This is a genomic window from Pseudomonas sp. COW5 (assembly GCF_026240005.1).
GTDB classification, from domain to species: domain Bacteria; phylum Pseudomonadota; class Gammaproteobacteria; order Pseudomonadales; family Pseudomonadaceae; genus Aquipseudomonas; species Aquipseudomonas kribbensis.
Genome location: NZ_JAPHVP010000001.1, coordinates 4,556,607 through 4,570,549, shown reverse-complemented (window position 1 = coordinate 4,570,549; position 13,943 = coordinate 4,556,607). Strand labels below are relative to the sequence as shown.

The following is a 13,943-nucleotide window of genomic DNA, read 5'->3' as shown; positions in this document are numbered from 1 at the left end:
CTTTTGGTTTTATTGGCGTGGTTAAAGGCGTTAACGGCACGCGAAAGCAAAAGTTGAGTGAGCCCCGTGAAGGTGGCAGGCCTACAGGACCATCGCGGCCATCCAGCCGGCCGCCAGCAACGGCAAGTTGTAGTGCAGGAAGGTAGGCACCACGGTGTCCCAGATGTGGTGATGCTGGCCGTCGATGTTCAGGCCGGAGGTCGGGCCGAGGGTCGAGTCCGAGGCCGGCGAACCGGTGTCGCCCAGGGCCCCGGCAGTGCCGACGATGCAGACGATCGCCATCGGGCTGAAACCCAGTTGCACGCACAGCGGCACGAAAATCGCCGCCAGGATCGGCACCGTGGAGAAGGACGAACCGATGCCGATGGTCACCATCAGCCCCACCAGCAGCATCAGCAGCGCGCCAATGGCCTTGCTGTGATCGATCTGCGCCGCCGCGCTTTCGACCAGCGTGCGCACCTCGCCGGTGGCCTTCAGCACTTCGGCAAAACCCGAGGCGGCGATCATGATGAAGCCGATCATCGCCATCATCTTCATGCCTTCGGTGAACAGCCCGTCAGTCTCGCGCCACTTGACGATGCCCGACGCCGAGAAAATCAGGAAACCGGCCAGCGCCCCGATAATCATCGAGTCCAGCAGTAACTGAATAATGAACGCAGCAGCGATGGCCAGACCGGCAATGCCAATGGTCATCGGGTTGTAGGCGACGCTGACTTGTTCAACCTGCTCGATCTTCTCCAGATCATAGACACGCTTTTTGCGGTAGCTGAAAAACACCGCCATCAACAGACCAAACACCATGCCCGCCGCCGGAATGGCCATCGCATGCATGACGTTGACCTGGCTGATGTCGACACCGGCCTTGCTGACGTTGGCCAGCAGGATCTGGTTGAGGAAGATGTTGCCGAAACCCACCGGAAACACCATGTACGGCGTGATCAGGCCGAAGGTCATGACGCAGGCGATCAGCCGGCGATCCAGCTGCAGTTTGGTCAGCACATATAGAAGCGGCGGCACCAGCAGTGGAATGAACGCAATGTGGATCGGCAGGATGTTCTGCGAAGCGATCGCCACCACCCACAGCAGGCCGATCAGCAGCCATTTGACGCTGCCGCCACCGGATGCGTGCTGACGATCGACCATTGCCAGCGCCTTGTCGGCCAGCGCATGGGCCAGGCCGGACTTGGCAATCGCTACGGCGAAAGCGCCGAGCAACGCGTAGGACAACGCCACCGTCGCCCCACCGCCCAGGCCACTGTTGAAGGCCTTGAGCGTGGCGTCGATGCCCAGGCCGCCGGTCAGGCCACCGACCAGCGCACCGACGATCAACGCGATCACCACATGCACCCGGGACAGGCTGAGGATCAGCATGACGCCGACCGCAGCAATCACTGCATTCATTTCACTACCTCAAAAACACGACGGTAAAGCCATTCACCGCCAGACAGGATGAGTCCGGCCGGCAAGCCACGAAGGTCGCCAGCGGATTTGCATAGAGGGTCTTATTAGAAGGGCGCGCACTGTGCCGCAGAGCGCGCGCAGTGTCAAAGCGACCGGTCGCGTCACTGTGTAACTTTCCATGATCAAACCGGCGACAACGGCATATCGGCCACAAAGTGCGTCAATTCGCCGTATTGCATTTGCGCCATAAAGAAAGTCGAAACGCGGCCGTTACAGTGCAAAGTCTCAGATATTTATCGAATAAGGACGTCTCCATGTCGCTCAGACAACTCTCCATCCAATGGAAAATCACCCTGCTCGCCGGCCTCTGCCTGGCCGGTATCGTGACCCTGTTGGTGGGTCTTTCGCTGTATCGCATGGAGCACAGTTCCGAACTGGTCAAAGCCTCCAGCATGGAGATGCTCACCGAATCGGCCCAGGCGCGCATCGAATCCCAGGGCGAAGTTCAGGCCGCGGGCATTCGCCAGCAGTTCATGGACGCCTACCAATATGGCCACGGCTTCTCGCGTCAGGTGCTGTTCCTGCGCGAGCAGGCCGAAAAGCGCTTTCTCGATGCCTTCGACCTGCGCGAAGACATGACCCGTCAGGTGAAATCGGCGCTGCAGGCCAACCCGGAACTGCTCGGCCTGTCGCTGGTGTTCGAAGCCAATGCACTGGACGGCAAGGACGAGCTGTTCGCCGGGCAAAGTGAATTGGGCAGCAACGACAAGGGCCGCTTCGCCCTGTACTGGTCGCAGCCGACCCCGGGCAAAGTGACCTCGATGGCGCTGCCGGAAAGCGACATGGCCGACACCAGTACCGGCCCCAGCGGCCAGGCCGCCAACGCCTGGTTCACCTGCCCGCGCACCACGCTCAAGCCGTGCGTGATCGAGCCGTACTTCTATGTGATCGACGGGCAAAAGGTGCTGATGACCAGCATCGTGTTCCCGCTGATGGTCAACGGCAAAGTTATCGCCTCGCTGTCGGTGGACATCAACCTCAACAGCCTGCAGGCAATCAGCCAGGGCGCCAGCAAAAAGCTCTATGACGGCCAGACCGCCGTGAGCATCATCAGCCCCGCCGGCCTGCTCGCCGGTTACAGCCCGGACGCCAACAAACTCAGCCAGCGCCTGGATGCCGTGGACACCACCAGCGGTGCCGAACTGCTGCGCCTGCTGGCATCGAGCAAATCCGTCAGCAGCCTGCACAGCAATGCACAGCTGAAAGTGCTGTCGCCGTTCCAGCCGATTCCCGGTGGTCCGTCGTGGGGCGTGCTGCTGGATGTGCCGGAGAAAGTGCTGGTGAGTCGCGCCGAAGCGCTCAAGCAGCAACTGGATGCCAGCAACACCTCGGGCACCCTGATCGAGCTGAGCCTCGGCGTTCTGGCGGCACTGCTCGGCCTGCTGCTGGTGTGGCTGATGGCACGCAGCGTGACCAAGCCGATTCTCGGCGTGGCGCACATGCTGGAAGACATCGCCAGCGGCGAAGGCGACCTGACCCGTCGTCTGGCCTACGACAAGAAAGACGAACTCGGTCAACTGGCCGGCTGGTTCAACCGTTTCCTCGACAAACTGCAACCGATCATCGCCGAGGTAAAACGCTCGGTGCAGGATGCGCGCAACACCGCCGACCAGTCTTCGGCCATTGCCACCCAGACCAGCGCCGGCATGGAGCAGCAATACCGTCAGGTCGATCAGGTCGCCACCGCGTCCCACGAAATGAGCGCCACCGCCCAGGACGTAGCCCGCAGCGCCGCGCAAGCCGCCGAAGCGGCCAAGGATGCCGACCGCGCCACGCGTCAGGGCCTGACCGTGATCGACCGCACCACCGCCAGCATCGACACTCTGGCCGCCGACATGAGCGCGGCGATGGTGCAGGTCGAAGGCCTGGCCGCCAACAGCGAGAAGATCGGCACGGTGCTGGAGACCATCCGCGCCATCGCCGAACAGACCAACCTGCTGGCCCTCAACGCCGCCATCGAAGCCGCCCGCGCCGGTGAAGCCGGACGTGGCTTTGCGGTGGTCGCCGACGAAGTGCGCAACCTCGCCCGCCGCACCCAGGAGTCGGTGGAAGAAACCCGCCAGGTGATCGAGCAACTGCAAAGCGGCACCCAGGACGTGGTCGGTTCGATGGGCAACAGCCATCGTCAGGCCCAGGGCAGCGTCGAACAGGTCGGCCAGGCCGTAACTGCGCTGCGCCAGATCGGCGATGCAGTGACCGTGATCAGCGACATGAACCTGCAGATCGCCAGCGCCGCTGAAGAACAGAGCGCGGTAGCCGAAGAGATCAACAACAACGTCGCGACGATCCGTGATGTGACGGAGTCGCTGTCGGGGCAGGCGAATGAATCGGCGCGGGTGAGTCAGTCGCTCAATAGCCTGGCGAATCAGCAGCAGAGTCTGATGGATCAGTTCCGGGTTTGACGGGAGATTGCTGAAGATCAAGAGCTTACCCCCTCACCCCAGCCCTCTCCCCCAAGGGGGCGAGGGGAAAGGGAGCAGATCTCCGTGCTGTTCAAACCTGAGTTCGACTCAGGACTTTCAGGTCGATGTATCCCGTACATCCACCTCGGTCAGTCCCCTCTCCCCCCGGGAGAGGGTTAGGGTGAGGGCTTCTACGGGCTCACCGCCGAGGCAACTGAATCCCCACCTTCAACCCGCCCCACTCGCTTTCGCCCAACACCAGAACCCCGCCCCAAGTCTCGACAATATCCCGCACAATCCCCAGCCCCAACCCATGCCCATGGGTCTGTTCATCCAGCCGCGCGCCCCGGCTGAACACCTGATCGCGCTGTGCCTCGGGAATTCCCGGCCCATCGTCTTCCACGCTCAGCACAAAACCTTCAGCCGTCTCGACCACACTCAGCCGCACCTCGGCATCCGCCCACTTGCAGGCGTTGTCCAGCAGATTGCCGAGCAGTTCCAGCAAGTCTTCACGGTCCCACGGCAATTGCAGCCCGGTCGGCGCGACGTAGCTCAGCGAAAGGTGTTCGCCGTGGATCATGTTCAATGTCGCCAGCAGTCCGGGCAGCTCCGCGTCGCAATCAAACAGCGCCCCCGGCAGCGCATCGCCGGACAGCCGCGCACGGTTGAGCTCGCGGTTCAGGCGTTGCTGAACCTGTTCCAGTTGTTCCTTGAGGATCTTGCGCAACTCGGGATGGGCATCGAGTTTTTCGTTCGAGGCCAGGCTCAGCAGCACCGCCAGCGGGGTTTTCAGTGCGTGCCCGAGATTGCCCAGGGCATTGCGCGAACGCTTGAGGCTGTCTTCAGTGTGCGCCAGCAAGTGGTTGATCTGCGCCACCAGCGGCTCCAGTTCTGCCGGCACTTGCTCATCGAGCTGTGAGCGCTGGCCTTGCTGTAACTGGGCGATCTGTTCGCGAGCCTTTTCCAGTGGTCGCAGGGCGCGGTGCACGGTCAGCCGTTGCAGAATCAGGATCAGCAGCAGCCCGGCCAGTCCAAGGCCCAGACCGATCTGGCGCATGCGCTGGAAGCTCTCGCGCACCGGGGTGTAATCCTGGGCCACGCTAATGGAGATCGACTGGCCGAGCCGTCGATAGTCAGAGCGCAGGACCAGCAGTTGCTGCCCGTCCGGCCCCAGTTGCAGATTGCTGTGCAGACCGGGCTCCGGCAGCAGCGGCAGGTCCTGATCCCACAGCGAGCGTGAACGCCAGTGACTGTCGGCAAAGTCGATGCGGAAATAATGGCCGGAAAACGGCCGTTGGTAGGCCGGCGAGAGGTGTCGCTCATCCAGTTGCAAGCCTTGCGGGCCACGCACCAGCGCCACCAGCAGACTCTCGCTGTCGTTGCGCAGACCAGCTTCGAGGTAGCGCTGCAAACCCACTTCGAACAGCCACAAACTGGTTTGCGCCAGTATCACGCCGACAACCACCATCACGCTGATCAGGCCGAGACTCAAGCGGCGCTGGATCGATCTCACGAAGCCTGTCCGCCGAACAGATAACCCTGGCCGCGACGGGTTTCGATCACGCTTTTGCCAAGCTTGCGCCGCAGGTGGTTGACGTGGACTTCCAGCACATTGGAGTCACGCTCGGTTTCACCGTCGTAGAGGTGTTCGGCGAGGTGGCTTTTGGAAAGGATCTGCTCCGGGTGCAGCATGAAGTAACGCAGCAGGCGGAACTCGGCGGCGGTCAGTTGTATGTCGGCGCCGTCACGCACCACGCACTGTCGACCCTCGTCCAGATGCAGCCCTGCGGCCTTGAGCGTCGGCTGGTTGGCCTGCCCCTTGGAGCGGCGCAGCAGCGACTGGATACGCAAATACAGTTCTTCCGGATGGAAGGGTTTGGTCAGGTAATCGTCGGCGCCGGCCTTCAGGCCTTCGATGCGCTCGGCCCAGGAATCCCGGGCCGTGAGGATCAGCACCGGCGTCGCCAGCCCGCCGGCGCGCCATTGCGCCAGCACTTCAAGGCCCGGCACGCCCGGCAGGCCGAGGTCGAGCACGATCAGGTCGTACGGTTCGCTGCGGCCCTGATAGACCGCGTCACGCCCGTCCGCCAGCCAGTCCACGGCATAACCCTGGCGTTGCAGGCCGGCGATCAGTTCATCGGCCAGGGGGACGTGGTCTTCCACCAGAAGCAAGCGCATCGATCAATCTTCCTTGTCTTTCAGCAAACGGCCGGTGGCGGCTTCGAGATGGAGTTCGCGGGTCACCCCGTCGACGGTCAGCAACTCGACTTCGTAAATGTAGACGTCGTGCTTTTCTTCCAGCTCGACTTCCAGCAGTTTCGCGCCAGGGTAGCGATCCAGCGCGTTATGCAGCACCTGCTCCAGCGGCAGAATCACCCCCTGCTGGCGCAGGCGCAGGGCTTCATCCTGATCGAGATCACGAGCCCCGGCCACCGAGCAGAAAATCAAAAGCGCCAACGCGGTTCGACCGGTGGCGCGAGCATTCACCTTCATTACGTATCCTGATGATCCTTGAGCACTTGCCCGCTGACCGCGTCCAGTTCCACATCCCATTCCAGCCCCTGCGGGTCGCGCAGATCGAGCTGGTAGAGGTACTTGCCGTACTTCTCTTTCAGCTCGGCGTCGGTAATGGTGGAACCCGGATGCCTGTCCAGCGCCGTGGCATTGAGCTGCTCGAAGGGCACGATAGTACCAGCGTCGTGCAGACGTTGGGCTTCATCCGGGCCAAGATCCCGTGCGTGGGCCAGGCTCGCGCCCAGACCGATGAACGAGGCGAGGCTCAGGGCAGTCAGGGTTTTCATGGGGTCTCCGTGTTTTCAGTGCCGCTACGGACAGCACCATAACGGTGCGAACTTAACTGAAACTGAATGGCCATCACCTGGCCAGCTTCAGCAGTGTCGGCAACATGTGCTTATAATCTTTCGCTTGCTAACGATCGAGACCGGTATGACAGCCATCCACATCAAGTTCCCTGCCCTCACCCTCAAGGCCGGCCCCCGCGCCATGGCACGCATCCGTGCCCAGGGCCTGAACGCTGCCGACGTCGGCACCCTGCCCGGTGCGGCCGGCGGACCGAAGGCGCTGGGGATTCAGGGGCTGGATCTGGCGCTGTTCGGCGACTGGCTGCCGGCGGCGCCGCGTGAGCGCTCGCTGATCGGTGCGTCGGTCGGCTCCTGGCGCTTCGCCAGCGCCTGTCTGCCGGACGCCGCTGAAGGCATTCGTCGCCTCGGCCATCTGTACACCGAGCAGAACTTCAACAAGGGCGTGACCATCAGCGACGTCAGCCGCAGCTCGCAGCGCATGCTCGATGACCTGCTCGACGGCCGCGATGCGCTATTGCTCGACAATGCCCATTACCGCTTGAACATCATGGTGGTCAAAAGCCACGGCGGGCTGGCGGACGACCATCGTGGCCGGCTCGGGCTGGCGCTGGGGTCGGTGATCGCCGACAACCTGCGGGGCCGGGCGCGGCTGTCGCGGCACTTCGAACGGCTGATCATCCACGACCCGCGCCTGGCGCCGCCGGTGCACGCGCTGAACGATTTCCCGTCGCGCTTCGTCGCCCTCAATGCCGGCAACCTGCGTCAGGCGCTGCTGGCCTCGGGGTCGATCCCGATGGTCATGGAAGGCGTGCGCGACCTGCCGGGCGCCGGCGCCGGCACCTTTCGTGACGGCGGCCTGCTGGACTATCACCTCGACCTGCCCTACAGCGGCGACGGCATCGTGCTCTACCCGCACTTCACCGACCGGGTGATCCCGGGCTGGTTCGACAAGACCCTGCCGTGGCGTAAAGCCTCGACCGAGCGCTTGCAGGACGTGCTGTTGCTGGCGCCGTCGAAGGAATACCTGGCGCGCCTGCCCTACGGCAAACTCCCCGACCGTAACGACTTCAAGCGCTTCATGGGCGATGCACCGAGCCGGCAGAAATACTGGCACGCGGCGATGGACGAGAGCCGCCGGTTGGGCGACGAGTTCCTTGAACTGACTGCCAATGGTCGCCTCGCCGAGCGCTTGCTGACCCTTTAGTCAGCACAGCCGGGGACAAGCTGATAAACTCGCCGCCTGCCCGAATTCGCTGCGGCGAACGCCATCTGAACAGAGCTGAAATCACTGTGGAAATCTTCAAGGAATTTACGTTCGAATCCGCCCACCGCCTGCCCCACGTCCCGGACGGCCACAAGTGCGGACGTCTGCACGGTCACTCGTTCAAAGTGGCGATTCACCTGAGCGGCGACCTCGACCCGCACACCGGCTGGATCCGTGATTTCTCCGAGATCAAGGCGATTTTCAAGCCGCTGTACGAGCGTCTGGATCACAACTACCTGAACGATATTCCGGGCCTTGAGAACCCGACCAGCGAAGTGCTGGCCAAGTTCATCTGGAATGAGTTGAAGCCCCTGCTGCCGGAACTCAGTGCGATCCGCATCCACGAGACCTGCACCAGCGGTTGCATCTATCGCGGCGAGTAACTCCCGCGACACAAAAAACCACCGAGACCGGTGGTTTTTTTACGCCTATGCTTTTTGGCTCGAACCCGCCAAGAGGACAGGCCCATGACGGACTGGCTGCTGGATCAGGTCTTTGATTTCAACGGACGACAGATTCGCCACGGGGTGCGTGGCGACGGCCCGCCGCTGGTGTTCGTGCATGGCACGCCCTTCTCTTCCTGTGTGTGGCACCGCATCGCGCCGCATTTTTTCGCCAGCCATCGGGTGCATTACTTCGACCTGCTGGGCTACGGGCGCTCCGAGCAACCGGACACCGACGTCTCCCTCGGCGTGCAGAACGAACTGCTCGCTCAGTTGCTGGATCACTGGGGCCTGCAACGCCCGGACGTGGTCGCCCACGACTTCGGCGGCGCCACCGCCCTGCGCGCACACCTGCTCAACGGCAAGGATTACCGCACCCTGACGCTGATCGACCCGGTGGCGCTGACGCCCTGGGGCTCGCCGTTCGTGCAGCACGTGCGCCAGCATGAAGCGGCGTTCAGCGGCCTGCCGGACTACATCCAGCGCGCCATCGTCCCGACCTACATTCGCGGCGCCATTCACCGGGATATTCCCGATGATGAACTGGCGCCCTACGTTCAGCCGTGGCTGGGTGATCCGGGGCAAGCGGCGTTCTACCGGCAGATCGCGCAGATGGACCAGCGCTACACACTGGAAACTCAGCCGCTGTACCCGACGATTCGCTGCCCGGTGCAGATTCTCTGGGGCGAGGAAGATCAGTGGATTCCCATCGAACGCGGCCGGGCATTGCATCAGATGATCCCCGGATCGCAGTTTCACCCGATCCCGAATGCCGGGCATCTGGTGCAGGAAGATGCACCCGAGGCCATTGTCGCCGCTCTGCTACGTTTTCTCTGAGCCGAAAAACAACCGGCCTGATGGCTCCCACATTGTGCTTCAGCGGAGGCAGGCGCACCGCTTTCGCGCCAAATCCGCTCCCTCGTCTATACATAACCTCGCCAATCGGTATCTGGCACGACCGCTGCAACCGCCTCGCGTCCTCCCCTTTCCAGCAAGGAACGCCCGCCATGACGCAGAACGATCCCGGCAACGACTACCCCCTGAGCGAAGTCCCCATGCACGCACGCAAAGGCCTGGCCTCAACGGCGATGGTGCTACTGGGCTTCACCTTCTTCACCGCGACCATGTTTGCCGGCGGCAAGCTCGGCGTGGCGTTCGACTTTGGCGAGATGATGGCGGTGATCATCATCAGCAATCTGCTGCTGGGCCTGTACGCCGCAGCGCTGGGTTACATCGCCTTCAAGAGCGGCCTGAACTCGGTGTTGATGGGCCGATTCTGCTTTGGAGAAGTGGGCAGCAAGCTCAGCGACCTGATCCTGGGTTTCACTCAGATCGGCTGGTACGCCTGGGGTACGGCGACGGCAGCGGTAGTACTCGGTAAATATTTCGCCCTGGACGACGGCACGGTGCTCGGGCTCATGGTGCTGTTCGGCCTGGTGTTCTGCGCCACGGCGTATGTCGGGTATCGCGGCCTGGAGATTCTGTCGTACATCGCGGTGCCGGCCATGATGTTGCTGCTGATGCTGTCGATGTGGGTGGCCACGGTGAAGGTCGGCGGCCTTGATGGTTTGCTGGCCGTGGTGCCGACCGGTTCGCTGGACTGGTCCACCGCCATTACGCTGGTGTTCGGCACCTTCGTCAGCGGCGCGACCCAGGCCACCAACTGGACGCGTTTCTCCCGTTCGGCGCGGGTAGCGGTACTGGCCAGCCTCATTGGTTTTTTCATCGGCAACGGTCTGATGGTGCTGATCGGTGCCTATGGCGCGATCGTCTATCAACAACCCGACGTGGTTGAGGTGTTGCTGCTGCAAGGTTTCGCCATGGCGGCGATGGCCATGCTGTTGCTGAACATCTGGAGCACCCAGGACAACACCATCTACAACTTCGCCGTCGCCGGCTGCAACCTGCTGCGCACCGGGCGCCGCAAGACCGTGACCCTGGCCGGTGCGGTGATCGGCACGCTGCTCGCGCTGTTGGGCATGTATGACATGCTGGTGCCTTATCTGATCCTGCTCGGCACCGTGATTCCGCCGATTGGCGGGGTCATCATGGCTGACTTTTTCTTCCGCTGGCGCGGTCACTATCCGCGCCTGGCCGACGCACGGCTGCCGGCCTTCAACTGGCCGGGGCTCGGGGCTTACGCGGTTGGTACCCTCGCGGCGTTTCACTCGCCGTGGATCGCGCCGCTGGTGGGGATCGCCGCTGCCGCGCTAACGTATGTCATCGTCACCGGCCTGCTGGGCGCCCGCCGCGCCAGCGCGCCACTACAAGACCTATAAGAAGGATTTGCCTGATGCACATCATCAACGCCCGCCTGCGCAACCAGGAAGGTCTGCACGAATTGCACCTGGAAGACGGCCTGATCCGCAGCATCGCGCGCCAGACCGAAGCGCCGACCCTGGGCCCCGACGACCTCGACGCCGGCGGCAATCTGGTGGTGCCGCCCTTCGTCGAGCCGCACATTCACCTCGACGCCACCCTGACCGCCGGCGAGCCGCGCTGGAACATGAGCGGCACGCTATTCGAAGGCATCGAATGCTGGGGCGAGCGTAAGGTCACCATCACCCAGGAAGACACCAAAACCCGGGCCAAGAAAACCATTCAGACACTGGCCGCCCATGGCATCCAGCACGTGCGCACCCACGTCGACGTCACCGACCCGCAACTCACCGCGCTCAAGGCGATGCTCGAAGTGCGCGAGGAAAGCCGTCACCTGATCGACCTGCAAATCGTCGCGTTCCCCCAGGAAGGCATCGAGTCGTTCCGCAATGGTCGCGAGCTGATGGAAGAAGCGATCCGCATGGGCGCCGATGTGGTCGGCGGGATTCCGCATTTCGAATACACCCGCGACCAGGGCGTCAGCTCGGTGAAGTTTTTGATGGACCTGGCCGAACGCACCGGCTGCCTGGTGGACGTGCACTGCGACGAAACCGACGACCCGCATTCACGCTTCCTCGAAGTGCTGGCCGAAGAGGCCCGCAGCCGCGACATGGGCGCACGTGTGACGGCCAGCCACACCACCGCGATGGGTTCCTACGACAACGCCTACTGCGCCAAACTGTTCCGCCTGCTCGGGCATTCGGGCATCAGTTTCGTCTCCTGCCCGACCGAAAGCATTCACCTGCAGGGCCGTTTCGACAACTTCCCGAAACGCCGTGGCGTGACCCGCGTCAACGAGCTGCTCGAAGCCGGCATGAACGTCTGCTTCGGTCAGGACTCGATCGTCGACCCGTGGTATCCGCTGGGCAACGGCAACATCCTGCGGGTGCTCGAAGCCGGGCTGCACATCTGCCACATGCTCGGTTACCGCAATCTGCAAAGCGCACTGGATCTGGTCACCGACAACAGCGCCAAAGCCATGCACCTTGGCGAACGCTACGGTCTTGAACAGGGTCGCCCGGCCAACCTGCTGATCCTGTCGGCGGACAGCGATTACGAAGTCATCCGCAGCCAGGGTCTGCCGCTGTATTCGATCCGTGACGGCAAGGTGTTGGTGAAGCGGCAGATGCCGGTGGTGGAGTTCGTCTAAGGTGTAGAGGTCGGCGTCACAACGGCGCCGACCTTTCCCGATGGACGCCCTGTCATGCCGTAGTTCGCGCGTTGTTGCTCCGCTGCCATCCTCATTGCTGCATGAGGACGCGACATGAACCCCAAAACTGCTTCCGATCCCATGGCCACGCTGTATCGCGAAGGCCGTCATACGTTCATCGATCTGGTGCCCGATGGCGGCGCCCGGCTCGATGCCTTGTTTCATACCGCTCCCGCGTTGGGCGAACTGGCCGTTGGCGTGGTGTACGGGCATTTGCACTCGCGCTCCGGTCTCGACCCGCGATTGCGCGAAGCGGTGTCATTTGCCTCCGTTGTGGCATCGGGCATGGTGGGGCCACCGCTCAGCGTGCACCTCAAGACCGGGCTCGCATCAGGCCTGGCGCCTGGCGAAATGACCGAGGTGCTGCTGCAGGCCTCAGCCTTTGCCGGTTTTCCGCGAGCCGTCAGTGCGGCGGAGCAGCTCAATCATTTATTTGCAGAAGCGGGCCTGGCCTCACCGCCACCGCCCACGCCAAGAGAAATCTCTCTGAAATTCTGCACAGCGGTTCGCGAGGGCCACCCACCGATCCCGGTCAGTGCGGCGGTGAAACGGCAGCTGCGCGACGCTGACCGGCTGGCGATACAGGCCTGCGCGGCGCAAGCGGTCATCGTCGAATGCTTCAAGGATACGCAGACCACTCCGCAGGCACTGCTGCATCTGACGGTGGACACCGCTGCCGTGGTTGCAGTGAAACTGTTCAAGGCGCACTGAATCGAGGGAACTCATGGTTATGGGACGGAGCGGCCTTATTGCAAAACGATAGAGCCGCCCTGTCAGATCTGACAGGCGACAACCGCAGCGAACCGGCTCACAGTGAAGTCCAAGGGATCCATCGTTCCCGGGGGGACGATCATGAAAGGGACTTCACCTTTTTGTCTGGTATGCGGTGCCGAACAGACGCACGCCGCTCAGTTCACCGCCCTGTTCCTCCAGTAAAATCGGCGCGGTCCCGCCCGGCATCACCACCTGCACTTCTCCCGACGACACCCAGCCCACCCGCCATGCTGCGCTCGCCACCGCGCTGGCGCTGGTGCCGGAGGACGCCGTCGGGCCTTCGCCGCGTTCGAACACCCGCGCAACGATGCGTTGATCACCTGCGCGCATTGCCCATTGCAGATTGACCCCGGCCGGGCACGGCTGGCCGGCGCCAACGGGGGTGGCGAAGGCGATGGCGGTCAGGCTGTCGGCCAGCGGCGACTCAAGCATCTGCGCGTTGCCCGGCAGTGCGGCTTCGTCCTGCACCAGCGTCACGCAATGGGGATTGCCGATGCGCACGAACTGGCTGTGTTCCCAGGCAGGATCGAGTTGCGCCAATGGCCGGACGCGGCTGACTTCCACGTTATTGAACCGCACCGATTCAACGCCGACTGCACCGACAGCTTCCGGGCCGAAACCGGGTTGCCCGAGATCCAGCCAGAAGCCTTGCACGCTCGCCACCTCGGCCGGTTTGACCGAGACCGGTACAGGCGACGGCGCATCCTGTTTGTCGTGATGCACCCGCAACGTCGCGCCCACTTCCGGCATCAGCCCCTTTTCGAGCAGCGCCTGAGAGAAAATCGTCAAACCATTGCCACTGCGTTCGGCCAGCGTGCCGTCGGTATTTACGATCAGCAGATCGAAGGGTGGCGAGGACTGGAACGGACCGATCAGCAAGCCATCGCTGCGATGGTGTTTGGCACCGGCAGGACGAATCGCGTCAGGCCATTGGCAGAATGTCTCAATGGCCTGCTCGCTCCATGCGGTTCTGAATAAAGCGGCATCTTCAGCGCTGGCCGGCAGGTTGATGCCTGCCTCACGCACCTGTCGGGGTGAAACCACGCCATAGATATTGCCCCGTGCATCGTAGAACTTCGCCATCTGTCTTCCTGCGCTCACGTTCCTGTCAGCGCTCCACTCTACTGCCTGACGGGACCGACAACCACGAGAAAGCATCAGCAAAAGTGATATCACTTTGCCAAGAAA

At 62.8% G+C, this 13,943-nt stretch carries 13 protein-coding genes; 7 read left to right on the top strand and 6 right to left on the bottom strand.

Annotation, left to right across the window (positions count from 1 at the left end; all coding sequences use genetic code 11):
* Window positions 1-81 precede the first annotated feature (81 nt).
* Window positions 82-1,401: a Na+/H+ antiporter NhaC family protein gene (locus OQ248_RS20875; protein WP_085712531.1), complete on the bottom strand. Its 1,320-nt coding sequence runs from the start codon at window positions 1,399-1,401 to the stop codon at window positions 82-84.
* 314 nt (window positions 1,402-1,715) lie between these two features.
* Here OQ248_RS20875 and OQ248_RS20870 point away from each other — a divergent pair, with 314 nt between their 5' ends.
* Entirely contained in the window at window positions 1,716-3,863 is a 2,148-nt protein-coding gene (locus OQ248_RS20870; RefSeq protein ID WP_265813845.1) for a methyl-accepting chemotaxis protein, read from the top strand.
* 199 nt (window positions 3,864-4,062) lie between these two features.
* Here the strand turns inward: OQ248_RS20870 and OQ248_RS20865 are convergent, their stop codons facing one another.
* Genes OQ248_RS20865 through OQ248_RS20850 form a run of 4 tightly spaced genes read right to left on the bottom strand, consistent with a single transcriptional unit; the run spans window position 4,063 to window position 6,664 of the window.
* On the bottom strand, window positions 4,063-5,376 hold the full coding sequence (locus tag OQ248_RS20865; RefSeq protein ID WP_265813844.1) for an ATP-binding protein: 1,314 nt from the start codon (window positions 5,374-5,376) through the stop codon (window positions 4,063-4,065).
* The gene (locus OQ248_RS20860) at window positions 5,373-6,041 is read right to left on the bottom strand and encodes a response regulator transcription factor (protein ID WP_085712534.1); all 669 of its coding nucleotides are present in this window, start codon (window positions 6,039-6,041) and stop codon (window positions 5,373-5,375) included. Before OQ248_RS20860 ends, OQ248_RS20865 begins: the two co-directional genes overlap by 4 nt.
* A gap of 3 nt (window positions 6,042-6,044) precedes the next feature.
* Window positions 6,045-6,356, bottom strand: coding sequence for a PepSY domain-containing protein (locus OQ248_RS20855; RefSeq protein ID WP_119428499.1), 312 nt, complete (start codon window positions 6,354-6,356; stop codon window positions 6,045-6,047).
* Window positions 6,356-6,664 (bottom strand): PepSY domain-containing protein, encoded by a 309-nt coding sequence (locus OQ248_RS20850; RefSeq protein ID WP_265813843.1) that lies wholly within the window; start codon window positions 6,662-6,664, stop codon window positions 6,356-6,358. Before OQ248_RS20850 ends, OQ248_RS20855 begins: the two co-directional genes overlap by 1 nt.
* 145 nt (window positions 6,665-6,809) lie before the next feature.
* Here OQ248_RS20850 and OQ248_RS20845 point away from each other — a divergent pair, with 145 nt between their 5' ends.
* The 6 genes from OQ248_RS20845 to OQ248_RS20820 all read left to right on the top strand — a co-directional run bounded on the left by OQ248_RS20845 (window position 6,810) and on the right by OQ248_RS20820 (window position 12,692).
* On the top strand, window positions 6,810-7,889 hold the full coding sequence (locus OQ248_RS20845) for a patatin-like phospholipase family protein (RefSeq protein ID WP_265813842.1): 1,080 nt from the start codon (window positions 6,810-6,812) through the stop codon (window positions 7,887-7,889).
* 86 nt (window positions 7,890-7,975) lie between these two features.
* Window positions 7,976-8,332 carry a 6-carboxytetrahydropterin synthase QueD gene (queD, locus tag OQ248_RS20840; protein WP_007955941.1) on the top strand — a complete coding sequence of 119 codons (357 nt, stop codon included), beginning with the start codon at window positions 7,976-7,978 and terminating at the stop codon, window positions 8,330-8,332.
* A gap of 84 nt (window positions 8,333-8,416) precedes the next feature.
* Entirely contained in the window at window positions 8,417-9,229 is an 813-nt protein-coding gene (locus OQ248_RS20835) for an alpha/beta hydrolase (RefSeq protein ID WP_265813841.1), read from the top strand.
* Between the two features lie 170 nt (window positions 9,230-9,399).
* Entirely contained in the window at window positions 9,400-10,671 is a 1,272-nt protein-coding gene (codB, locus tag OQ248_RS20830; RefSeq protein ID WP_265813840.1) for a cytosine permease, read from the top strand.
* Window positions 10,672-10,685: 14 nt separating this feature from the next.
* A complete protein-coding gene (codA, locus tag OQ248_RS20825) occupies window positions 10,686-11,921 on the top strand; it encodes a cytosine deaminase (RefSeq protein WP_265813839.1) in 1,236 nt (411 codons plus the stop codon).
* Between the two features lie 114 nt (window positions 11,922-12,035).
* Window positions 12,036-12,692, top strand: a complete 657-nt coding sequence (locus tag OQ248_RS20820; protein ID WP_265813838.1) for a carboxymuconolactone decarboxylase family protein — start codon at window positions 12,036-12,038, stop codon at window positions 12,690-12,692.
* 153 nt (window positions 12,693-12,845) lie between these two features.
* Here the strand turns inward: OQ248_RS20820 and OQ248_RS20815 are convergent, their stop codons facing one another.
* Window positions 12,846-13,838, bottom strand: a complete 993-nt coding sequence (locus OQ248_RS20815) for a diaminopimelate epimerase (RefSeq protein WP_265813837.1) — start codon at window positions 13,836-13,838, stop codon at window positions 12,846-12,848.
* Between the last annotated feature and the right edge of the window lie 105 nt (window positions 13,839-13,943).